The organism is Qipengyuania polymorpha, assembly GCF_019711435.1.
GTDB classification, from domain to species: Bacteria; Pseudomonadota; Alphaproteobacteria; order Sphingomonadales; family Sphingomonadaceae; genus Qipengyuania; species Qipengyuania polymorpha.
The window spans coordinates 979093-1001841 of record NZ_JAIGNK010000001.1 but is presented as its reverse complement, the minus strand read 5'-3'; the positions used below and the strand labels follow the sequence as shown (position 1 = coordinate 1001841).

Sequence of the window (22749 nt, the reverse complement as noted above, 5' to 3'; positions counted from 1 at the left end):
AGGCGGACTGGCATTGCTTAAGCGCGCAGCGTCGCTATCTCAGCGGCGCAAAGCATATTGGAGACGTTGAATTGGGTTATCGTGTAGCCGTGGTCGGTGCGACCGGGAATGTCGGGCGCGAAATGATGCAGGTCCTCGCCGAGCGCGAGTTTCCCTGTGACGAGGTGGCAGCGGTGGCTTCCAGCCGCTCTCATGGCACCGAGGTCGAATTCGGCGACACGGGCAAGATGCTCAAGTGCAAGAATATCGAGCACTTCGACTGGTCTGGCTGGGACATCGCGCTGTTCGCGGCGGGTAGCGGCCCGGCGAAGGAATATGCGCCCAAGGCGGCTGCGGCCGGCTGCGTGGTCATCGACAACAGCTCGCTCTACCGCATGGACCCCGACGTGCCGCTCATCGTCCCCGAGGTGAACCCTGACGCGATCCACGAATACAAGAAGCGCAACATCATCGCGAACCCGAACTGCTCGACCGCGCAGCTGGTCGTGGCGCTGAAGCCGCTCCACGATGCAGCCACAATCAAGCGCGTGGTCGTCTCGACCTACCAGTCGGTTTCCGGCGCGGGCAAGGCGGGCATGGACGAGCTTTTCCAGCAGAGCCGCGCCATCTTCGTCGGCGACCCGGTCGAGCCGGTGAAGTTCACCAAGCAGATCGCCTTCAACGTCATCCCGCACATCGATGTCTTCATGGACGATGGTTCGACCAAGGAAGAATGGAAGATGGTGGTCGAGACCAAGAAGATCCTCGACCCGAAAATCAAGCTCAACGCCACCTGCGTGCGCGTGCCGGTCTTCGTGGGCCATTCGGAAAGCGTAAACATCGAATTCGAGAACGAGCTTTCGGCCGAGCAGGCCCAGGACATCCTGCGCGAAGCTCCCGGCATCATGCTGATCGACAAGCGCGAGGACGAGGGTTACGTCACACCGGTCGAAAGCGCCGGCGACAGCGCCACCTACATCAGTCGCGTGCGCGACGACCCGACGGTCGACAATGGTATTGCCCTCTGGTGCGTCTCCGATAACCTGCGCAAGGGTGCTGCCCTCAACGCGGTGCAGATTGCGGAACTCCTCGGGCGCGAGTGCCTTAAGAAGGGATGATGAAGAAGACCCTGCTACTCGTCCTCCCGTTCACGCTCGCTGCCTGCGGGAGCGGAAACGAAACTTCGCAACAAACTGCTCCGGAGACTGAGGCCACGTCACCCGTGGTCCAGCGGCTCGACGACACCGTTCTGGTGGTCGACGCCAATGGTGCAGGCGCGGTCGGGCAACCGGTCATGCGCTTCGGGACAGCGCGCGAGGAGGTCGATAGCGCCATTTCGCAGGCTTACGGAAGCGAACCGGAGCTGGGCGAAAATGGCGAGTGCGGCGCGGGCCCGATGCAGTTCAGCACCTACGGGGTGCTGCGCTTGTCCTATCAGGGCGATAAACTAGTGGGTTGGACCTTGGGACAAGGAGACGCGGTCGCGACGAGCGATGGTGTCCAGCCAGGTATGACGCCGATGACCCTGCTAAGGGAGAAGCGAGACGTGCGCGATATAACCTCTTCTCTCGAAGGGGAATTTGAATACACCACTGCTGACTACGGCACTATCGGCGGGTTTGCCGAAAATGGTCAGATCGTCTCGCTCCACGCGGGAATGAACTGCTTCTTCCGCTAGGCCCGCGCCCCTGTATAAGGGCGGGCATGACCCTGACCGCAGAGCTCTATTTCAGCTTCCGCTCGCCCTACAGTTACCTCTCCATCGGTCGCTACCGCGCCATGACAGAGGAATACGACCTCGCCATCGGCCTGCGCCCGGTCTATCCGCTGGCCATCCGCCAGCCCGATTTTTTCGAGCGCAATCACCCTAACTGGCTCGGCTACACCATGCGCGACATGCTGCGCGTGGCCGAATTCCATGGCATCCCCTTTGGCGCGCCGCGACCGGACCCCATCATCCAGGACTTCGCGACCCGCAAGATTGCAAAGGACCAGCCCTATATCCGCCGCGTCACCCGCATGGGACAGGCTGCAGCGCGCCGCGGTGCGGGGCTTGTGTTCGCCGCAGAGGCGGGGCGCATGATCTGGGGCGGGCAGGAAGGCTGGCACGAAGGCGGCCACCTCGAACGCGCTATCGCAGCAGCAGGTCTGGGCATCGAGGAAATCATCGCCGAGGTCCAGGGCGAGGGCGAGGCGCTCGACGCGGAAATCGCCGCAAACCAGGATGCGCTCGAAAAGGCCGGCCACTGGGGCGTGCCGACACTGGTCTTCGACGGCGAACCGTTTTTTGGTCAGGATCGGATCGAAATGGCCAAGTGGCGCATGGAGCAAAAGGGGCTGGCGAAAAGATGAGAATGGATACCTTCGAGAGTTTCGACGGTACGCGCCTTGCGCTCCACCGCGCGGGCGAGGGCAGGCCGCTCGTGCTGCTCCATGGTCTGTTCTCAAGCGCCGAGATGAACTGGATAAAGTGGGGGCATGCGCAGCTTCTCTCCGAGCAGGGCTACGAGGTCCTGATGCTCGACTTCCGCGTCCATGGCGAAAGCGAGGCGCCCGAAGTGCCAGAGGCCTATCCGCAGAACGTGCTGGTGCGCGATGTCGCGGCGTTGGTGGAACATCTGGCGCTGGAGGATTACGATCTCGGCGGCTTCTCGCTCGGCGCGCGGACTTCGCTGCACGCGGTGGCGCATGGCGTACTGGAGCCTGCGCGGCTCATCGTCGGCGGCATGGGAACGGCCGGGCTTGGCGAATGGGCCAGGCGCAGCGCTTTCTTCAAGCGCGTCATCGACGAATTCGAGAACATCCCGCGCGGCGACCCGGCCTATTTCTCGATGCAATTCCTGAAGTCGCAAGGCGTGAACCGGACCGCGGCGCGCCTGCTGCTCGACACCATGCCCGACCTCGACCTTGCCATGCTGTCCAATGTCACCATGCCCACGTTGGTCGTCTGCGGCGACGAGGACCGCGACAATGGCTCGGCAGAGGAACTGGCGGGCCTTATCCCCGATGCGACATTCGTCGAAGTGCCCGGCACGCACATGGGCAGCGTCACCAAGCCCGACCTCGGGCAGGCAATGGCGGACTGGCTCGGCAATCCCGCTTGATTAAGCTTGGGCGCAGGTGCAATCGGGCACGCAACGAAAAACCAATTGAAAACACTTGGAGAGGCTAACCATGAAACTCGCCCCCGTCGCATTGTCCGCACTCGCCATTTCGCTGGCTGCCTGCAGCACTGCAAACGCCGAACCGATGGCGGTCGAAACCGCTGCTGTTGCCGACCCCTATCCGATGACGCCGCAGGGCGCGGCCGACTGGGTCGCCATGGTCGAGAAGGACCTGTTCGACTTCTCGGTCGAATACGGCCGCGTGCTGTGGCTGAACTCGACCTATATCGTCCACGACAGCGACATGCTGGCGGCGAAATACGGCGCGGAATCGACCGAGAAATCGGTCGCTTACGCCAACAAGGCCGCCGAATATGCACGCGTTTCCGGCCTCGACCCCGAGGTTGCGCGCAAGCTCGATATCCTGCGCAATGGCATCGTCATGCCGGCCCCGGTCCGTGATGGCGCAGCTGCCGAGCTGGCCACGCTTTCGACCCAGCTCGGCTCGATGTACGGCAAGGGCAAGGGCACGCTCGACGGCAAGGAAATCAACGGCTCGGACATCGAAGCAGCGATGGGCAATCTCGACCTCACGCCTGCCCAGAAGCAGGAGATGTGGGAGAGCTGGCACAACAACGTCGGTGCCCCGATGCGTCAGGATTACCTCCGCATGATTGGCATCGCGAACGAGGGCGCGCAGGAGCTCGGCTTCGATGACCTCGGCGCGATGTGGCGTTCGAATTACGACATGGACCCCGATGCCTTCGCCGCCGAGACCGAGCGCATGTGGCAGGAAGTGAAGCCGCTCTACATGGCGCTGCACACCTATGTCCGCAGCAAGCTCAACGAAAAATATGGCGATGAAATCCAGCCCGCCAGCGGCCCGATCCGCGCCGATTTGCTCGGCAATATGTGGGGCCAGTCGTGGGGCAATATCTATCCGATGGTCGCGCCTGAGGGCGCAGGCGATGTCGGCTACGACCTCACCAGCCTGATCGAGGAAAAGGGCTATGACGAGGTCCAGATGGTCCGCGTGGGCGAGGATTTCTTCTCCTCGATGGGCTTTGCGCCGCTGCCCGAAACCTTCTGGGAACGCAGCCAGTTCACCAAGCCGCAGGACCGCGAAGTCGTCTGCCACGCCAGCGCGTGGGACGTGGACAATGTCGACGATTTGCGCATCAAGATGTGCATTAAGCGCAATGCGGAAGACTTCATCGTCATCCACCACGAGCTGGGCCACAACTACTACCAGCGCGCCTACAACAAGCAGGATTACTTGCACCTCAACGGCGCAAACGACGGTTTCCACGAAGCCATCGGCGACATGATTGCGCTGTCGATTACGCCCGAATACCTCGTGCAGATCGACATGCTCGACCCCGCCGATGTGCCCAGCGCGGACAAGGATATCGGCCTCCTCCTGCGTCAGGCGATGGACAAGATTGCCTTCCTGCCCTTCGGCCTGATGGTCGACCGCTATCGCTGGGGCCTTTTCGATGGTTCCATTCCCTCGGACAGCCTCAACGCGGGCTGGAACGACCTGCGTCTCGAATATCAGGGCATCACGCCGCCGGTCGCGCGTGACGAAAGCCAGTTCGACGCCGGCGCGAAGTATCACATCCCGGGCAACGTGCCTTACACGCGCTACTTCCTCGCCCACATCCTGCAGTTCCAGTTCTACAAGGCTGCCTGCGACCAGGCGGGCTGGGAAGGGCCGCTTCACCGCTGCTCGTTCTACGGCAACGAGGAAGTCGGCAAGAACCTCAATGCGATGCTCGAAATGGGTGCCAGCAAGCCGTGGCCCGATGCGCTCGAAGCCTTCACCGGCCAGCGCCAGATGAGCGGTGAAGCGCTGGTCGAATATTTCGCGCCCTTGCAGGCATGGCTCGACGAGCAGAACGAAGGGAAGCCGCAGGGGTGGTAATAAGCCGCCTCGCGCTCGTCCCGGCATTGCTGGCCGCCGCCTGCGCGCCTGTAACCGAACAGGCACCGGCGGCGGCAAGCGACCCGGCGGTGTCAGGCGCGCTGTTCGTGGCAGGCAAGTTTGCGGGCACGCTGGCCAAGGTCGACCTTGCCAGCGGCGAGGAAGTGGCGCGAGTGGCGAGCTGCGCCAATCCGCACGAGCTGGCGACTTCGCCCGATGACAAACATGTCGCGCTGGCCTGTTATGGCGGGACCAGCGTCGACGTGTTCCGCACGAGCGACCTCGCCAAGGTGAAGAGCATCGATCTCGGCGAAAACGCGCGGCCGCACGGAATTGTCTGGCACGAGAATGGTCACCTCTACGCCACCGCAGAAGGCCGCAAATCCATTTTCGTCATTCGCAATCCGCTCGGCGAAACGGAAACTTTCGAATATGCGACCGGGCAGGAGGGCACGCATATGCTCGCCATTGCGCCCGATGCGATGCATGCTTGGACGACCAATCTCGGCTCGCGCACGGTATCGCGCGTGGACCTCGTCACGCGCCGTTCGCCGCTGTCGGTGACCGTGGGCGAGGAGCCGGAAGGCATTGCGCTGTCCCCGGACGGCGAGATGCTGTGGGTTTCCGCACGCGGGTCGGACATGGCCTATGCGCTCGATCCGAAGACGATGAAAAGGCTGAAGGATGTGCCGGTAGGCGACTTCCCGCTTCGCATCGTTGTGCGGCCACAGGGCGACTTTGCGGTGACATCCGACCTTGCTGACGGAGCACTCTCGGTTATCGACACTGCAGCGGGCGCAAAAGTGCGCAGCCTCGCCGTCTCCAGTCGCGAAGAAGCCGAGGAAAAGGTGCAAGTCACCATCCTCTTCTCGGCCGATGGTAGCCGCATCTATGTTGCAGAGACGATGGCCAACACTATCGCCGAGGTGGATTTCGCCAGCGGTGAAGTGCTACGCCGCCTTCCCGGAGACGGGGGCGGGGACGGGATTGCGATAACCGAATGACACAGCCAAAACCCTTGCCGACCGTGGGCTGGCGCGAACTGGTGCACCTGCCCGAACTTGGCCTGCATGCCATGCCGGCGAAAATCGATACCGGCGCGCGTACCTCGTCGCTGCACGGAGTGGTGCTCGACGAGTTCGAGCGTGACGGCCAGAAAATGGTCCGCTTCGCCGTCGATTTCGAGCAGCAGCATGTGCGCCAGGTGTGCGAGGCGGTGCATGTCGATGTGCGCGGCATCACCAGCTCGAATGGCGAGACGCAGTACCGCTATGTGATCAAAACGCCGCTGAAGATCGGCGACATCGAATTCCGCGCCGAAATCAGCCTCGCCAACCGCGCGGACATGAAATTCCCCATGCTTATCGGCCGCTCCTCGCTGCGCCGCCGCTTTGTCGTGGATTCGGGTTATTCCTGGCTGCAAACGCCGGAAATGAAGGTCCAGAAAGGCCACAAACCATGAAAATCGCAATGCTCGCCCGCAATCCGAACCTCTATTCGCACAAGCGACTGGTGGAGGCGGCAGAACAACGCGGGCACGAGCTCGACATTCTCAACACCACCAGGTGCACGGTGCATATCGCGAGCCACCGTCCCGAGGTCTATTACAACGGTGAGCCCTGTATTGGTTATGACGCGGTCATTCCGCGTATCGGCGCATCGATTACCAATTACGGTCTTTCCATCCTGCGCCAGTTCGAAATGCGCGGCTGCTGGCCGCTTAACGAGAGCGTCGCGATCGGCCGCAGCCGCGACAAGCTGCGCAGCATGCAGATCCTCGCCAAGCATGGACTCGGCCTGCCGCTGACAGCCTATGCGAACGACCCCAAGCAGGCCGAGGAAATCATCAAGGCGGTAAAGGGGCCGCCGGTGGTCATCAAATTGCTTGAGGGGACACAGGGCATCGGCGTGGTGCTTGCAGAGACCATGTCCTCGGCCAAGTCGGTCATTGAGGCCTTCCGCGGGGCCAATGTGAACATCCTCGTGCAGGAGTTCATCAAGGAGGCGGGTGGCACCGACATCCGCGCGCTCGTGGTGGGCGGCAAGGTCGTCGCGGCCATGAAGCGCACCGGCGCACCCGATGATTTTCGCAGCAACCTGCATCGCGGCGGCAGCGCGCAGCTGATCAAGATAACGCCGGAAGAACGCTCCACTGCCGTCCGCGCGGCCAAGCACATGGGCCTCAACGTCTGCGGCGTCGACATGCTGCGGTCCAATCACGGCCCGGTCATCATGGAGGTAAACTCCTCGCCCGGCCTCGAAGGCATCGAGAACGCCACCGGCAAGGATATTGCCGGGATGATCATCGATTACGTGGCAGCCAACGCTAAGGTCGGGAAGACCAAGACGAAGGGGAAGGGATAACCGTCCATTCGTCGAATTGAGGCAGCCTGAGGCGGTCGGTGGAACGACCGCTTCTATCCATGACCTGTTCAATCTTCAATTGAGTCTACGATTCTCGGCTCTAGAGAGAGCGGTTTCGCGTGCGCTTTCTTCATCTGGATACAAGCCACTGCTACCTATGGATGCCCAGCCGGACGCCAATAGCTCACCTTCGTGATAGCTCTCAAAGAAATATTCTTCCTGAATCATCCATAGCCCGTCCTTTCGCTGTGTGATCACAAAACGGCGCTTCGCGTGCAGGCAAGAGCTGTCATCGAACTCAATTGGAGAACTTACGCCACGCATTGGCTTACCTAAACGGCGGTTCGTTGAAAGCGCGCAGCTTGCGGCTGTGCAGTTTCGGTCCTTCCTTGCGGAGGAGGTCGCAGGCAGTCACGCCGATCTGCAGGTGGGCCGCGATGGCTTCTTCGTAGAATTTGTTGGCCTGACCCGGCAGCTTGATCTCGCCGTGGAGCGGCTTGTCCGAAACGCATAGTAACGTTCCGTAGGGGACGCGGAAGCGGTAGCCTTGGGCGGCGATGGTGGCGCTTTCCATGTCGATTCCGACGGCACGGCTCAACGACAGGCGCTTGGCCGACTGCGTGTAGCGAAGCTCCCAGTTGCGGTCGTCGGTGGTCACAACCGTGCCGGTGCGCATGCGCTTTTTTAGATCGCTGCCGTGCTCGCCCGAGACGTGCTCCGCGGCGCCTGCAAGGGCCTGCTGGACCTCGGCAATGGCTGGGAGGGGGATTTCGGGCGGCAGGACCGGGTCGAGTACGTGGTCGTCGCGAAGGTATGCGTGGGCCAGCACGTAGTCGCCTATCTTCTGACTCGGACGCAGGCCACCGCAGTGGCCGATCATCAGCCAAGCTTCGGGGCGCAGCACCGCGAGGTGGTCGCAGATGGTCTTCGCGTTGGAGGGGCCGACGCCGATGTTGACCAGTGTAATGCCTCCGCGCCCTTCGCCCACGAGGTGGTAGGCGGGCATCTGGTGGCGGCGCCATGCCGTGTCGGAAAGCTGCGCGCGGGCATTGTCGGTCTGCTCGGTCAGCATCAGCCCGCCGGCACCCGCCAGCGCGGTGTAGCCGTTCTTGCCCAGCTGCGAGCCTGCCCAGTCAACGAATTCATCGACATAGCGATGATAGTTGGTGAACAGGATGAAGCGCTGGAAGTGCTGGACATCGGTGCCCGTGTAATGGGCGAGGCGCGCGAGGCTGAAGTCGGTGCGCAGTCCGTCGAACAGCGACAACGGAATGGGGTCATTCGGATTGTCGAGTTCGATACCGTCGGCCAGTTCGTCGCCGATGTCGGCGAGGTCGGTCGAGGGGAAATGGCGCGCGATTTCGTTGGGGTCGATACCTGCCAGCTCTGCGCCTGCCTGCCCGTCGAGGACATAGGGGAAGGGTATTTCCTGGCGCGAGGAGCCGACTTCGACTTCGACCTCGTAATTGCTTTCGATCAGCTCGATCTGCTCGCGCAAATACTCGCGGAACAGGCTCGGCTTGGTCACGGTCGTCGCGTAGAGGCCGGGCGTATTGAGGCGGCCGAAGGCGCGGCTCGCGCCTTCCGGCAGTTCGCCGCCGCGGAAGAGGATGCGCAGCTCCGGATAGGCATAGCTGCCGTCCTTGCGGCGTTCGGCAGGAGGGGTCTCACGCTCCCGGCCGAAGGCGATGACGTCGTCGCGAAGGCGCGTTGTCGCAGCATCGTAAACTGTCTGTAACTTGTCGAGAATCTGTTCGATCGAATCCATGTGGGCCTTTTTCTCCTGGCTCTTTTCGTTTTCGTGACCCCCTCTGCCACAGGAATCAGCTTGTTACAAAAAGGGCGCGGAAGCCGAAGCTGCCGCGCCCTTGATGTCTGCCTGAAGCGAGAGATCAGCCTTCGGCGTTCTCTTCGCTGTCCGAAGCTTCGGCATCGGCGCTGTCTTCGAGCATGTCGGCGGGGATTTCACCCGGCTCGAGCGTCGGATCGGTGGTGTTGGCTGCTGCCATTTCCTCGATTTCGCGCTGCTCTTCTTCGAACATCTGGGCCAGAACGTCGACGCCCTGCGTCTGCAGTTCTGCTTCGTCGTCCGAACGGGCGACGTTTGCCTTGATGGTGACCGAGACCTCGGGGTGGAGGTCGATGCGCACGTCATGCATGCCGATCGTCTTGATCGGGTTGCCCATGATGACCTGCTTCTTGTCGATCTCGTGACCCTTGTCGGCCATGCCGTTGACGATGTCGCGGACGTTGACCGAACCATAGAGCTGGCCGGTGTTCGACGCAGCGCGGATCAGGATGATTTCGACGCCATCGACCTTTTCGCCAGCCTTTTCGGCTTCGCTACGACGTTCGGCGTTTTCTTTTTCGAGACGCTCGCGGTTGGCTTCGAAGACCTTCTTGTTGGCTTCGTTGGCGCGCAGGGCCTTCTTCTGCGGGAGCAGGAAGTTGCGTGCGTAGCCGTCCTTCACGGTGACGACGTCACCGATCGTGCCGAGCTTCTCGATGCGCTGGAGGAGAATGATATCCATGTTCGTTCTCCTTACTTCACGATGTACGGCAGCAGGCCGATGTGGCGAGCGCGCTTGATGGCCTTGGCCAGCTCACGCTGCTTCTTCGCGCTGACGGCGGTGATGCGGCTGGGGACGATCTTGCCACGCTCGGACATGAAGCCCTGCAGCAGACGCGTGTCCTTGTAGTCGATGACCGGGGCGTTCTTCGCGGAGAACGGGCAGGTCTTGCGGCGGCGGAAAAACGGGCGGGCCATCAGTCACGCTCCTCACGGTCACGGCGCTTCTTCGAGTCGCGCTCGTTCTTGCGCATCATTACGCTGGGACCTTCTTCGTGCTCTTCGACACGAATGGTCATGTAACGGATGACATCTTCGTTGATGCGCGTCTGGCGCTCGAGCTCGGAAACAACGGAGCCGGGACCCTCGATGTTGAGCATCACGAAGTGTGCCTTGCGGTTACGGTCGATCTTGTAGGCGAGGTTCTTGAGACCCCAGGTCTCGGTCTTGGTGACCTTGCCTTCGTTCGCTTCGACGATTTCGGTCGCCGTGGCTGCGAGCTGGTCAACCTGAGCCTGGCTCAGGTCCTGTCGCGCCAAGAAAACATGCTCGTAGAGAGCCATGCTCTTGTCCTTTCAACTGCTGGCCGATCGCTGGCTTGTCCGCGGGATTGCGGGGCCCCTCCGGCTTTCTTCATATCCCACGCCGAAGCGAGGGATGCGCGCACATAGCGGGAATCGGGAGGAATGCAAGCCATCTTGCCCCTTGAAGCGCCGGAACGGGCGGGGCAGGGGGTCGTTGGCCTTCAAAACAGGAGATAATGCGTGCCCGGCGGACTTGTAGCCCTTCTCGACGACGTGTCCATCATCGCGCGCACGGCCGCCGCATCCATCGACGATGTCGCCGCAGCAGCAGGTCGGGCAGGGTCGAAAACCGCAGGTGTCATCATCGATGATGCCGCGGTGACGCCGAGTTACGTCACGGGCCTCTCTCCTGCGCGCGAATTGCCAATTATATGGGCCATCACCAAGGGCAGCTTTAAGAACAAGCTGCTCTTCCTGCTTCCCGGCGCATTGCTGCTCAGCGAATTCCTGCCCGGCGCCATTATCCTGCTGCTGATGATGGGCGGCGCATACCTGTCCTACGAGGGCGCGGAAAAGGTGATGGAAAAGCTTGGCGGGGCGAAACACGGCAAGACTGTCGATGATGTGATCGAAGACCCGGTGGCATTCGAGAAACAGCGTGTATCAGGCGCCATTCGAACCGACCTCATCCTGTCGGCGGAAATCATGGCCATCGTGCTGAACGAACTGTCGAACGAGCCGATTGCAGACACTTTCCTTGGCAGGGGACTAGCGCTTGCGGTTGTCGCCATTGCCGTCACGGTTGTGGTGTACGGCTCGGTCGCGCTTATCGTGAAGATGGACGACGTCGGCTTGCACCTGACCAAGAAACCATCCGAGGCGGCGCAGGCCTTCGGCCGAATGCTGCTCAAGGGCATGCCGTGGTTGCTGAAGGCGCTGTCCTTCATCGGGACTATCGCCATGCTCTGGGTCGGCGGAGGCATCATCGTCCACGGGACGCACGAACTCGGTTTCGATTTGCTCTACGACATCGCCCACGGCGCGGAATATGCCGTGAAGGCTGCAGTAGATGGGATGTCGGGCTTGCTGGGCTGGGTCACCTATGCAGCCATCTCGGCCCTCATCGGGCTGGCTTTGGGCTTCATCCTCGCCATCCTCATCCACAAGGTGATCCTGCGCGGCAAGGAAGCGCACTGAGTGTGCCTCGCGTCCCCTTGAGGGACGAGGGCGGATTTTTCCTAGTTTTTCGAGGGCATCTGCCTAAGGATAGGCGCGCATCGCGGGGGCGGTGCGAACGGGGGTAGTGCTGGTTTTTTCGTGTTGAGAGCGCTCGGTCTCTTGCTGGTCTTCTGGCTCGGGCTTGCTGCGGCAAGTGCCGAGGCAAGGGAACTCGAACTCTCGCCGCTCCTGTGCGTGGGCGGGGCGGAAACCCTCGAGGAAGCCCTTGATCTCACGCAGGCCGAGCTCGATTGCTCACCCGATCGTTTCCTGAAGCGGCAGACCTTCCTGCGCAGCCATGCCGAGGTTCCCGAAGCGTATGCAGTGGAGCAGCAGGAATTGGTCTGGCAGACAGATCCGGCAAAGTTCGACCACATGCTGCTGCGTTTTGCCTACGCCAATGGCGAGCAGCGGGTTGTCGATGTCGATCCACAAATGGCGGCGCGCGATTGGTTCGTGCGTACCCGTTTCAGCGTTGCTGTGCCGGAAGCTGACGCGCGGCTGCTTGCCGTCGATATGGTGGTCGAGAAGCCGCGCACATATGCAATTGCCCGCGAAGCGCGACTTGTCGGAGAGGCAGAGGCCGCCGGGGAGCATTATTATCGCTCCTTGATCTACGCTCTCCTGTGCGGTTTGCTGATCGTACCGATCGTCTACGACCTGTTTTTCATGCGGCTGCTCAGGTTCCGCTTCGTGACGTGGCATGCCGTGATGACACTGGGAATGCTGGGTTTTGTCCTGTCGAATTCGGGGCTGATCTTCCTGTTCTTCCCCGACATCCCCTTGGGTGTACGCTGGCAACTGAACACCGTGACGCTTGCGGTCCTGGCGGGTGCGGCCATTTTCTTCGTCCTTTCGCTGCTGGAAAAAGGCAAGGTCCCCAAGAAACTGTCCAACGTGCTGATCGGATTTACGGCGCTGATGTTGGTCATCAAGGCGCTATCCTTTCTCGACCTCGAAGAGCTGCGCATCCTGTCGCACATCGCGTTCCTCTATGCGATGCTGCCCATGAGTATTACCCTCCTCGTGGTCATCGCAACCGCATTGCTGAACGAGAGCAGGGGAGCGATATACCTGCTGTTCGCCTTTGGCGGATTTGTCATTGCGGGCATTTTGGCGCTCCTAACGAACCTCAATCTCTATCACCCGCCTTTCCATGTGGACGAGCTTGTCTTTGCCGCGCTGGTTCTGCTGGTGCTGGGCAGCTCTGCTGCAGTCGGTGACCGTTTCATGGTCCTGAGGGTAGAGCGCGACCGTGCGCGGATCAGGGCCATCAAGCTGGGTCGTATTGCGCTGACCGATTCCCTCACCGGGCTTGCCAATCGCCGCGCCTTCGATGCGATCGAGGAAATCGGCGAGGAGCAGGCGCTGCTCGTCGCGGATATCGATCACTTCAAGGCCATCAACGACGAGAAAGGCCACACCACCGGCGATGCGGTCCTGTGTCACATGGCAAGCATCATGCGGGAAGAGTTCGCGGGCAATCCGGCTTCGACGATCTACCGCCTGGGTGGCGAGGAATTCGCAATCGTGTTCTCCTGTACGGATGAAGCCGTGCTGCGACAAATTGCCGAAGACCTGCGCCGGAATGTCGATGGTAATATTGGCGAAGAAGTCATGGGCATTCCGCATGCGACCATCAGCATCGGCTGTGCAATGGGTGGCGGGAGGACCCCGCACGAGGTCTTCGAAAAGGCCGACGAAGCACTCTACAAGGCCAAGCGGGCGGGTCGCAATCGCAGCGCGATCGCCGACTCCGGTGGGCGGATCGAGGTGATCTCTTAGGGTGCTCAGGAAATGCGCTGGAACAGGCGCTTTGCAAATTCCGAAAGGCTGTCGTCGCGCGCGCCCATCACCACGATACGGTCCCCGGGCGAAGCCAGGTTGACCAGCCGGTCCTCCACGGATTTGCGCGAAGGGATGTATTCGGCCCGTCCGCCCGCTTCTTCGACGAGCCTGACTATGCGTTCGCTACCCTCGCTGCGGTCGACAGTGCCGCCAAAATAGACAGGGTCGCACATCAGCAGGCGATCATCTTCGGCAAGCTCGTCGGCAAATGTCTGTGCCAGCTCCTCGCCCATCTGGCGCAAGGGGCCGTAGCCATGGGGCTGGAAGAAGGCGAGTACGCGGCCCGGGTGGGCGCGCAGCGTGCGCAGGGTCGCGGCACATTTTTCCGGATTGTGTCCGAAATCGTCGATGACCGTGATGGCGGCGTGGCTGGTCCCGACGATGTCGAAGCGTCGTGCAAGGCCCTCGAAGTCTGCGAGCGCTTTCACCGAAGCTTCCACCGGCACGCCGGCCGCCGCCGCAGCCGCAATTGCCGCAAGGGCATTCGAGAGGTTGTGCCGTCCGGGCATGTTGAGCGTCAGCGCGTGCTGCGAGTCGTTATGCCGGTCTACAACCATCGCGGCCTGCCTGAGGGGGCCTTCCGCCACGCTGCCGGGTACGATGCCGATTTGCGCTTTCTCTTGTTCGATGCCGAAAGTGATGACCTCCTTGGCGTGCGGCAGGAGGGCGAGGGCTTCCTCGTCATCGGCGTTGATGACCGAAATGCGGCTACGCGAGAGGTAATCCCCGAACAGCTGGCGCAATTCCTCCATGCTCTTGTGGTCGAGGCTGACATTGAGCAGCACGCCGACCGCAGGACGGTAAAGCGCAATCGAGCCGTCGCTCTCGTCGACTTCGCTGACGTAGAGGCTCTGTCCCCCTACCACCGCGCTGGCGAAGGGGCGCTCGGGCGAGACAAAGTTCTTCATCACCGCGCCGTTCATGATGGTCGGTTCGCGGCCGGTCGCCTCGAGAATCCAGCCGAGCATGCCGGTAACGGTCGATTTGCCGCTGGTGCCCGCCACCGCGAGGCCTGCGCCGCTGGTGTTGAAAAGGATGGAATTCAGCTCCGCGCGCGTCAGGCGCAGGCAGTCCAGCGCATTGGCGCGCCCGATTTCGGGTACGCTGTCCTCGATCGCGGCAGATGCCACGACAATCTGGTCGCCCGAGACGATGCCACTGCCGTCCTGCGGGTGGAGATCGAATCCCTGTGCCTCGAGCGCGGCAAACTTTTCCGGCGTGTGGCCCTGGTCGAAGCTGCGGTCCGACCCCGCGACCTTCGCGCCGCGACCTTTTAGGATCTGCGCAAGCGGCAGCATTCCCGACCCGCCGATACCGACGAAGAAGAAGGGACGCGAAAAAAGTTCATCAGGGCTGGGGAAGTCGGTCATTGCGGCCTCGCTATGCAGTTGTAAGCGCGATGACAAGCGGGCATGGTCTTAGACGTGCACCGACCCATCCGAAAAGTCGCCATCTGCGCCCCAGCCACGCCGCTGAAGCGCAAGTATGCGGAAGCCGTCTCGCAGCTCGCGGCGGACGAATTTCCCGACATCGAACTCACCTTCCACGAACAATGCTTCGTCGAAGAGGGGCACTTTGCCGGGCGCGACGAGGTAAGGCTGGCAGCCTTGCTCGAATGTGCCAACGACCCTGCCTTCGATGCGGTGTGGTTCGCCAAGGGTGGCTACGGCTCGAACCGCATCGCTGCTGATTTCATTGGCAGGGCGCAGAAGGCTGCCGGCGAGAAAACCTACGTCGGCTATTCCGATCTCGGGTTTGTTCTCGGTGCCCTCTATCGGGCGGGTATCGGCAAGCCTGTTCACGCTCCCATGCCGGTAGACATGAAGCGCGAAGGCGGGGATGCTGCGATCCGGCGCACGCTCGCCTGGATGTGCGGCGATGACGGGGGACTCGAACCTCGCCTTTCCGAAAAGCCTGTGGCGGCCTTCAACCTCTATACTCTCGCGATGATGGCAGGGACGCAGTTCATGCCCAACCTCGAGGGGCATGAACTGCTCATCGAGGAGGTCGGCGAGTATGAATATGCGATCGACCGCCTGCTCTTCCACCTGGCAGAGAACCTGCCTGCACTGGCGGGGATACGGCTTGGAGAAGTCACCGCAGTGCCGGAGAATGACCGTCCATTCGGCGCGAACCCGGAAGAAATTGTCCGGTACTGGTGCGAACGCTACGGCATCGAATACCTCGGGCGCGCTGCCATCGGGCACACCGCTGCCAACAGGATAGTCCCCTTCGGCCTTGAGGGATGAGGCACACGCGCCTAAGCGCGCCCTCAACAAGGAGAGTTTCATGACTGCATTCATCTTCCCCGGTCAGGGGAGCCAGAAGGTCGGCATGGGCGTAGAGCTCGCCGAAGCCAGCGCCCACGCACGCGAAGTGTTCGAAGAAGTCGACGAGGCGCTGAACCAGAAACTTTTTGGCCTGATGAAGGATGGTCCGGAGAGCGAACTCACGCTCACCAGCAATGCGCAGCCCGCCATCATGGCGAACTCGATTGCCACCCTGCGCGTGCTCGAAAAGGAATTCGGCGTCGCGCTGGCCGACAAGGCGGATTGCGTCGCCGGCCACTCGCTGGGCGAATATTCGGCGCTGTGCGCTGCCGGCGCCTTCGGCCTTGCCGAGACCGCCAAGCTGCTGCGCCTGCGCGGCATCGCGATGCAGGACGCCGTTCCCATCGGCGTCGGCGCCATGGCGGCGCTGCTCGGTGCGGACATCGACAAGGCAACCGCACTCGCCGAGGCGGCTGCCGAGGGTCAGGTCTGCGAAGTCGCGAACGACAATGACCCCACGCAGGTGGTGATCTCGGGCCATGCCGAAGCCATCGATCGAGCCATCGAAATGGCCAAGGACCACGGCATCAAGCGCGGTATCAAGCTGCCCGTCTCGGCCCCCTTCCACTGCTCGCTGATGGAGCCGGCAGCCCAGCGCATGAAGCTGGCTCTCGCCGATACCTCGCTGAGCGCTTTCACCGTGCCGCTCTATGCCAATGTGACCGCCGCGCGCGTAACCGACCCGGCAGAAGAGCAGGGCCTGCTCGTCGACCAGGTCACCGGCCGCGTGCGCTGGCGCGAAAGCGTGCTCGCCATGCGCGAGGCAGGCGTCGAAAAGTTCGTCGAACTTGGCGGCAAGGTGCTTGGGCCCATGGTGGGCCGCATCGATAAGGAGGCTGCGACCACCAGCCTCGTCACCATGGAAGACCTCGAGAATTTCGCGAAGGAGAACGGCTGATGTTCAACCTCGAAGGCAAGACCGCCCTCGTCACCGGTGCCAGCGGCGGCATCGGCAGTTCAATCGCCTATGCGCTCGCGCGACAGGGTGCCCGGCTCGCGCTGTCCGGCTCGAATGGCGACAAGCTGCGTGCTTTTCGCGAGCAGCTTAATGCCGACACCGGCGGCGACCATGTCGAAATTACCTGCAACCTGTCCGACACGACGCAGGTCGAGGAACTCATCCCGGCCACGGTCGACACGCTCGGCAGCATGAACATTCTCGTCAACAATGCCGGCATCACGCGCGACAATCTCGCGATGCGCATGAAGGACGAGGAATGGGACGAGGTCATCCGTATCAACCTCGAGGCCAGCTTCCGCCTGATGCGCGCCAGTGCGCGCCCGATGATGAAGGCCAAGGGCGGCCGTATCATCTCGATCACCAGCGTCGTCGGCCACACGGGCAACCCCGGCCAGATGAACTACGTCGCGGCGAAGGCAGGCCTCACCGGTATGTCCAAGAGCCTCGCGCAGGAACTCGCCAGCCGCAACATCACCGTCAACTGCGTCGCCCCCGGCTTCATCCGCACCGCGATGACCGATGCGCTGAACGACGACCAGAAGGCCGCCATCAATACCCGCATCCCGATGGGCCGCATGGGCGAGGGCGACGAAATCGGCGCCGCCGTAGCCTATCTCGCCAGCGATGAAGCCGCTTATGTCACGGGACAGACCATCCATGTGAACGGCGGCATGGCGATGCAGGGGTAATCCCACTTATCCCCAAGGGAAATCCGCCCATTAGCGCCGGAAGCTTGCGAGGCTTGGCAGCATAGCTAAGGTCATTATCCGTATTCCGGCGCTTGTGGGGCGATTCCGGCCCCTGACGCCCAAAAGGGATGAAAGTTAGGACCATGAAGGCCACAATCGAACGCGCGACGCTGCTGCGCTGTCTCTCCCACGTCCAGTCTGTGGTCGAACGCCGCAACACCATTCCCATCCTCTCCAACGTCCTCATCGAGGCCGAAGGTAACGGGCTGAAGGTGATGGCGACCGACCTCGACTTGCAGGTGGTCGAACATATCGAAGCTGCCAGCGTCGAGAGCGAAGGCTCGATCACCGTATCGGCCCACTTGCTGTTCGACATCGCGCGCAAGCTGCCAGAAGGTAGCCAGGTCAGTCTCGAGACCGCCGAAAACCGGATGGACGTAAAAGCCGGCCGCAGCCGCTTCAAGCTGCCGACCCTGCCGCGCGACGACTTCCCCGTGATTGTCGAAGGTGATTTGCCGACCAGCTTCTCGCTGCCCGCGAAGACTCTGGCCGAATTGATCGACCGCACGCGCTTCGCCATCTCGACCGAGGAAACGCGGTACTACCTCAACGGCATCTTCCTGCACGTATCGGACGAGGACCAGCCGGTCCTCAAGGCCGCCGCCACCGACGGCCACCGCCTCGCACGCTTCACGCTGGCCCGCCCGGAAGGCGCGGAAGGCATGCCTGACGTCATCGTACCGCGCAAAGCCGTGGCAGAACTGCGCAAGCTGCTCGACGAGAAAATGGACGGCGATGTCCAAATCGACCTTTCGGCAAGCAAGATTCGCTTCACGCTTGGTGGCGAGGGCGGAGTGGTGCTGACCAGCAAGCTCATCGACGGGACCTTCCCCGATTACTCGCGCGTTATCCCGACGGGGAACGACAAGCTGCTGAAAATCGACCCGAAGAGCTTCTTCGCCGGTGTCGACCGCGTGGCGACCATCGCCACCGAGAAGACCCGCGCGGTGAAGATGGGTCTCGACAAGGACCGCGTGACGCTCACCGTCACTTCGCCCGACAACGGCACGGCTTCGGAAGAACTGGCGGCGGAATATGGCTCGGACGGCTTCGAAATCGGCTTCAACGCCGGTTACCTGAAGGACATCCTCAGCCAGATCGACGCCGACGAGGTCGAAATCCACCTCGCCGACGCCGGCGCGCCGACGCTCATCCGCAAGAACGACGACAGCCCCGCGCTCTACGTCCTCATGCCGATGCGGGTCTAAGCCCCTCGCAATTGCCGTGACCTGCCGCTAGCGTCGCTCCCGTAACTGGGAGAGACGCGATGCAGCAGGTTCATGTCGACAAGTCCGAACTGACCAGGGCCGAGGTTGTCGACCTCGACGAGGGCGCGCTGGCCGAGGGTGCGGTGCGCCTTGCCGTCGAGAGCTTCTCGGTGACTGCGAATAATGTGACCTACGCAGTGGTCGGCGATGGGTTCGGCTACTGGAATTTCTTCCCGGCGCCCGAAGGCAAGGGCATCGTGCCCATGTGGGGGCATGCTCGGGTCATCGAAAGCAACCACCCCGAGTTTGCCGAGGGCGAGCGCGTTTATGGCTACCTCCCGATGGCAAGCCATCTCGATGTTGTGCCGGGCAAGGTCAGCGCGGGCGGCTTCGTCGACATGGCCGAGCACCGCCAGCCGATGAGCCCGATCTACAACCAGTATTCGCGCCTTGCCGCCGATCCCGAGCATGATCCCGCGCGCGAGGGCGAGCGGATGATCTTCGGTCCGCTGTTCAAGACCGGTTTCCTGATCGAGTATTTCATGCGCAGCGAAGACTGGTTCGGGGCAGGGCAGGTGATCCTCACCAGCGCCTCGTCGAAAACCGCCATGGGTCTCGCCAGCGTTGCCAAGCGCCGCTCGCCGCAGGTGAAGCGCATCGGCCTGACCTCCTCCGGCAACGTCCAGTTCGTGAAAGACAGCGGCCTCTATGACGAGGTGCTTTCCTACGACGCAGTAGGCGACATTGCAGGCGAACCCAGCGTCACGGTCGATTTCGCGGGCAATGCGAAGCTGCTCGGCCAGCTGCACCACCACCTCGGCGACAATCTGAAGTATTCCTGCCTCGTCGGCGCAACGCATATCGAGGAGCGCGGCGCTGGGCTGGGCGCGGGCGGCGACCTGCCGGGACCGACCCCAACCTTGTTCTTCGCACCCGACCACGCGGTAGCGCTGTTCAAGGAGCACGGGCCGGAGAAGGCGGGAGCGATGGTCGCCGAAAGCTGGCACGGCTTCCTCGAAGATGCGGGCGGCTCGGTCGAGATCGAACGGCACAGCGGTCTCGATGCCGCGCGCGATGTCTTTGTCGAGATGGTCGGCGGCAAGGTCGATCCCGCCAAAGGGATCGTGATCGAACCCTAGATCGAACCCTATATTTCGACCGCAATCTTACCGAAGTGACCGCCGCTTTCCTGGTGGCGGAAGGCATCGGCAAGGTTCTCGAGCGCGAAGGTGTCGCTGATTTCCGGGCGGATACCGTTCGCCGCGATTGCCGCGATCATGTCCTGCTGCATCTTGCGGCTACCGACCGTAAGTCCCTGGACTGTCAAGTTTTTCGAGAACAGGAGCGCGGTCTGCACCGGCCCGGCAAAGCCCGCCAGCACGCCGATCAGCGCCACATGGCCGCCGACGCGGGTTGCCAGCATCGACTGGTCGAGCGTGCCCGCCCCGCCGATCTCGACCACGCAGTCGACCCCGCGGCCGCCGGTGATTTCCAGCGCCTTCGGACCCCAGGCTTCAACTTTCTTGTAATTAATCAGGTGATCCGCCCCGAGCGCTCTTACACGCTCCAGCTTTTCGTCGGAAGAGCTTGTGGCGATCACCGTCGCACCCGCCGCCTTGGCGAACTGCAGCGCGAAGATCGACACGCCGCCGGTCCCCTGCACCAGTACCGTGTCGCCGGGCTTGAGCGTGTAGTCGACGAAGAGCGCGCGCCACGCGGTCAGCCCCGCGCAGGTCAGCGTGGCTGCCTCGGCATGACTGAAACCGGCAGGAGCGCGGGTGAACCAATGCGTCGGCGCGGTGATAGCCTCGCGCGCATAACCGTCGATCCCGTCTCCAGGTACGCGGGTGAAGGCGCTCTGCGGCGGCTCGCCATCGAGCCAGTCGGGGAAGAAGGTGCTGACGACGTGATCGCCCACGGCAAATTCGGTCACCCCGTCGCCCACCGCCGTAACCACGCCCGCGCCATCGGACATGGGGATGCGTCCCTCGGCAGCAGGGATCATGCCCTTCACGACCGCATAGTCGTGATAGTTGAGCGAACTCGCCTTCAAATCGACCCTGATCTCGCCCGCGGCGGGTGCGGGGGCATCGTCGACATCGACAAAGGCGAGGGCTTCGAGCGTGGAGGGCGTCGCGCCGGTGCGGATCGCCTTCATTCGGCCGCCTCGGCCAGCTCGGCACGCTGCGGCCCGCGGATGAGGCCGCCCGGAGTTTTGCCGGTCCATTTCCCTTCGCGGAAGGTGACGACACCGTTCTTGATCGTAGCGACATAGCCCTCAGCCTTCTGCAGCAGGCGCTTGCCGCCCGCCGGAAGATCGAAGGCGAGCCATGGCTTGCCCAGCTTCAGTCGCTCCATGTCGATGACGTTGATGTCCGCCAGATAGCCCGCCGCGAGAATGCCGCGATCCTCGAGGCCGTAGAGCCGCGCGGTATCGTTGCATTGGCGCTTGATCGCGTTCTCCAGCGTGATCCGATCGCCGCGTTTGCGGTCGCGCACCCAGTGCTGGAGCATGAAGGTGGGCGAGGCTGCATCGCAGATGGTCCCGCAATGCGCGCCGCCATCCGAGAGCGAGTTTACCGTGTCGTCCGAATGCTGGAGCGGGAACAGGAAATCGAGGTTCTTATCCGCATAGTTGAGGATCGGGAAGTAGATGAAGCCCTTGCCCTCGTCGCGGCAGAGCATGTCATAGGCATATTCCTGCGCATCGATACCCGCCTTCTCGGCCCGTGCCTGCACGGTGGCGCTGTCCTCGGGCTCGTAATCGAAATCCTCGTCCATCTCGTACATCAGTGCCCACCCCTGGGTGAGGGCGGCAACCACGGGAAGAATGTCGGCTGGCGCTTCGGAATAGTCGTTCGCTTCGGAGAGGAGCTGCTTCTTGAATTCCGGATCGAAGAGCTTGGCCTTCTGCTCTTCCCACGAGAGGTCGGCAATGGCCTTCCAGCTGGGGCGGTAGACGAAGGGGTTCACCGTGCCCTGCCACGCCATGATCACGCCGTTTCCGCGCAGCGCAATTTGGGCGACGATATTCGCGCCGTTGTCATTCTCGGCGCGCATGGTCGAGATCTGCTCGTCGAGCGGAAGTTCCTTGGCGATCGACTGAAGCGCGGCGAAGGTAACGGGCAGGCCGGTCTCGCGGCTCAGATTGCCCATCCATTCGAACTCGTTCCAGTCGCGCTGGAGATCGCTCGCCATTTCGAAAACGCCGTGGCCCACGCGGCCCATCGCGCGGCCCAGTTCGACGAGCTCTTCGGCCGTGGCAGTCGTGCCCGGGACGAGCACGCCGTCGACGTCCTTGTGCAGCACCGTGCGGCTGGTCGAGAAACCGAGTGCACCGGCACGCACGCCTTCCTCGACGATCTTGCTCATTGCCGCGATGTCCTCCTCGGTCGGGACGGCACCTGGCTGCTCGCGTTCGCCGAGCACATAGGCGCGCACGGCGCCATGCGGGACGTGAGTGCCGACATCGACCGTGCGCGGCATCTTCTCGAGCTCGTCGAGATATTCGGGGAAGGTCTCCCAGTTCCAGGTGATGCCCTCGGCCAGCGCAGTGCCGGGAATGTCCTCGACGCCCTCCATCAGGCCGATCAGCCAGTCGTGCTGGTCGGGCTTGGCGGGCGCGAAGCCGACGCCGCAATTGCCCATGACCACCGTCGTCACGCCGTGCCAGCTGCTGGGGGCCATTTCCTGGTCCCACGTCGCCTGCCCGTCGTAATGCGTGTGGATGTCGACGAATCCGGGCGTCACGAGAAGGCCAGTCGCGTCGATTTCCTCTGCCGCATCGCCCGAAATCTCGCCTACGGCGGCGATCAGCCCATCCTTGACGGCGACGTCTCCCGTAAAGCGGTCTTCACCGGTTCCATCGACGATGGTCCCGCCGCGAATGATCAGGTCGTATGCTGGCATGGTGTGGCTCCTCTCTCTCGCGAGAGAAGGTTCCACAATGCAACTTATGAGTCCAGCGATCT

Annotated in this window: 21 protein-coding genes and 1 pseudogene; 15 read left to right on the top strand and 7 right to left on the bottom strand. The window is 62.4% G+C overall.

What is annotated here, in order from left to right:
• The first annotated feature begins 71 nt into the window (after positions 1 to 71).
• The 8 genes from K3152_RS04925 (at position 72) to rimK (ending at position 7371) form a co-directional block, all read left to right on the top strand.
• Complete coding sequence (locus K3152_RS04925; protein ID WP_221572904.1) at positions 72 to 1097, top strand: aspartate-semialdehyde dehydrogenase; 1026 nt, start codon at positions 72 to 74, stop codon at positions 1095 to 1097.
• On the top strand, positions 1094 to 1657 hold the full coding sequence (locus tag K3152_RS04920) for a hypothetical protein (RefSeq protein ID WP_221572902.1): 564 nt from the start codon (positions 1094 to 1096) through the stop codon (positions 1655 to 1657). The genes K3152_RS04925 and K3152_RS04920 overlap by 4 nt, the downstream gene beginning before the upstream one ends.
• Positions 1658 to 1683: 26 nt before the next feature.
• The gene (locus K3152_RS04915) at positions 1684 to 2331 is read left to right on the top strand and encodes a 2-hydroxychromene-2-carboxylate isomerase (RefSeq protein WP_221572900.1); all 648 of its coding nucleotides are present in this window, start codon (positions 1684 to 1686) and stop codon (positions 2329 to 2331) included.
• Entirely contained in the window at positions 2328 to 3083 is a 756-nt protein-coding gene (locus K3152_RS04910; RefSeq protein WP_221572899.1) for an alpha/beta fold hydrolase, read from the top strand. The genes K3152_RS04915 and K3152_RS04910 overlap by 4 nt, the downstream gene beginning before the upstream one ends.
• A gap of 70 nt (positions 3084 to 3153) precedes the next feature.
• Positions 3154 to 5007, top strand: coding sequence for a M2 family metallopeptidase (locus K3152_RS04905; RefSeq protein WP_221572898.1), 1854 nt, complete (start codon positions 3154 to 3156; stop codon positions 5005 to 5007).
• Positions 5001 to 6011, top strand: a complete 1011-nt coding sequence (locus K3152_RS04900; protein WP_345719762.1) for a beta-propeller fold lactonase family protein — start codon at positions 5001 to 5003, stop codon at positions 6009 to 6011. Before K3152_RS04905 ends, K3152_RS04900 begins: the two co-directional genes overlap by 7 nt.
• Positions 6008 to 6469, top strand: a complete 462-nt coding sequence (locus tag K3152_RS04895; protein WP_221572894.1) for an ATP-dependent zinc protease family protein — start codon at positions 6008 to 6010, stop codon at positions 6467 to 6469. The genes K3152_RS04900 and K3152_RS04895 overlap by 4 nt, the downstream gene beginning before the upstream one ends.
• Positions 6466 to 7371 (top strand): 30S ribosomal protein S6--L-glutamate ligase, encoded by a 906-nt coding sequence (gene rimK / locus K3152_RS04890; RefSeq protein WP_221572892.1) that lies wholly within the window; start codon positions 6466 to 6468, stop codon positions 7369 to 7371. The genes K3152_RS04895 and rimK overlap by 4 nt, the downstream gene beginning before the upstream one ends.
• 328 nt (positions 7372 to 7699) lie before the next feature.
• On the opposite strand, the pseudogene K3152_RS04885 reads toward rimK, so the two are convergent.
• The 4 genes and pseudogenes from K3152_RS04885 to rpsF form a co-directional block, all read right to left on the bottom strand.
• Positions 7700 to 9175 (bottom strand): annotated as a pseudogene (locus tag K3152_RS04885) (AMP nucleosidase); the annotation flags it as partial.
• 88 nt (positions 9176 to 9263) lie between these two features.
• Positions 9264 to 9902, bottom strand: a complete 639-nt coding sequence (rplI, locus tag K3152_RS04880; protein ID WP_221572888.1) for a 50S ribosomal protein L9 — start codon at positions 9900 to 9902, stop codon at positions 9264 to 9266.
• A gap of 11 nt (positions 9903 to 9913) precedes the next feature.
• The gene (gene rpsR / locus K3152_RS04875) at positions 9914 to 10138 is read right to left on the bottom strand and encodes a 30S ribosomal protein S18 (protein WP_221572886.1); all 225 of its coding nucleotides are present in this window, start codon (positions 10136 to 10138) and stop codon (positions 9914 to 9916) included.
• Positions 10138 to 10503, bottom strand: coding sequence for a 30S ribosomal protein S6 (rpsF, locus tag K3152_RS04870; protein WP_040964017.1), 366 nt, complete (start codon positions 10501 to 10503; stop codon positions 10138 to 10140). The genes rpsR and rpsF overlap by 1 nt, the downstream gene beginning before the upstream one ends.
• 201 nt (positions 10504 to 10704) lie before the next feature.
• Between rpsF and K3152_RS04865 the strand changes: the two genes are divergently transcribed.
• Positions 10705 to 11661 carry a DUF808 domain-containing protein gene (locus K3152_RS04865; RefSeq protein WP_221572884.1) on the top strand — a complete coding sequence of 319 codons (957 nt, stop codon included), beginning with the start codon at positions 10705 to 10707 and terminating at the stop codon, positions 11659 to 11661.
• A gap of 216 nt (positions 11662 to 11877) precedes the next feature.
• The gene (locus K3152_RS04860; protein ID WP_221572883.1) at positions 11878 to 13467 is read left to right on the top strand and encodes a sensor domain-containing diguanylate cyclase; all 1590 of its coding nucleotides are present in this window, start codon (positions 11878 to 11880) and stop codon (positions 13465 to 13467) included.
• Between the two features lie 5 nt (positions 13468 to 13472).
• Here the strand turns inward: K3152_RS04860 and K3152_RS04855 are convergent, their stop codons facing one another.
• Positions 13473 to 14900: a glutamate ligase domain-containing protein gene (locus K3152_RS04855; protein ID WP_221572881.1), complete on the bottom strand. Its 1428-nt coding sequence runs from the start codon at positions 14898 to 14900 to the stop codon at positions 13473 to 13475.
• A 42-nt stretch (positions 14901 to 14942) separates the two neighbouring features.
• On the opposite strand from K3152_RS04855, the gene K3152_RS04850 reads away from it, so the two are divergent.
• The 5 genes from K3152_RS04850 to K3152_RS04830 all read left to right on the top strand — a co-directional run bounded on the left by K3152_RS04850 (position 14943) and on the right by K3152_RS04830 (position 19917).
• The gene (locus K3152_RS04850) at positions 14943 to 15779 is read left to right on the top strand and encodes an LD-carboxypeptidase (RefSeq protein WP_247713146.1); all 837 of its coding nucleotides are present in this window, start codon (positions 14943 to 14945) and stop codon (positions 15777 to 15779) included.
• A gap of 40 nt (positions 15780 to 15819) precedes the next feature.
• Complete coding sequence (gene fabD / locus K3152_RS04845; protein WP_221572880.1) at positions 15820 to 16758, top strand: ACP S-malonyltransferase; 939 nt, start codon at positions 15820 to 15822, stop codon at positions 16756 to 16758.
• Complete coding sequence (gene fabG, locus K3152_RS04840; RefSeq protein ID WP_221572878.1) at positions 16758 to 17510, top strand: 3-oxoacyl-[acyl-carrier-protein] reductase; 753 nt, start codon at positions 16758 to 16760, stop codon at positions 17508 to 17510. Before fabD ends, fabG begins: the two co-directional genes overlap by 1 nt.
• Before the next feature lie 143 nt (positions 17511 to 17653).
• Entirely contained in the window at positions 17654 to 18778 is a 1125-nt protein-coding gene (dnaN, locus tag K3152_RS04835) for a DNA polymerase III subunit beta (protein ID WP_221572876.1), read from the top strand.
• Positions 18779 to 18837: 59 nt separating this feature from the next.
• Entirely contained in the window at positions 18838 to 19917 is a 1080-nt protein-coding gene (locus K3152_RS04830; RefSeq protein WP_221572874.1) for a DUF2855 family protein, read from the top strand.
• Positions 19918 to 19925: 8 nt separating this feature from the next.
• On the opposite strand, the gene K3152_RS04825 is transcribed toward K3152_RS04830, so the two are convergent.
• Both K3152_RS04825 and K3152_RS04820 read right to left on the bottom strand, forming a co-directional pair.
• On the bottom strand, positions 19926 to 20936 hold the full coding sequence (locus K3152_RS04825) for a zinc-dependent alcohol dehydrogenase family protein (protein WP_221572872.1): 1011 nt from the start codon (positions 20934 to 20936) through the stop codon (positions 19926 to 19928).
• The gene (locus K3152_RS04820; RefSeq protein WP_221572870.1) at positions 20933 to 22687 is read right to left on the bottom strand and encodes an N-acyl-D-amino-acid deacylase family protein; all 1755 of its coding nucleotides are present in this window, start codon (positions 22685 to 22687) and stop codon (positions 20933 to 20935) included. The genes K3152_RS04825 and K3152_RS04820 overlap by 4 nt, the downstream gene beginning before the upstream one ends.
• Between the last annotated feature and the right edge of the window lie 62 nt (positions 22688 to 22749).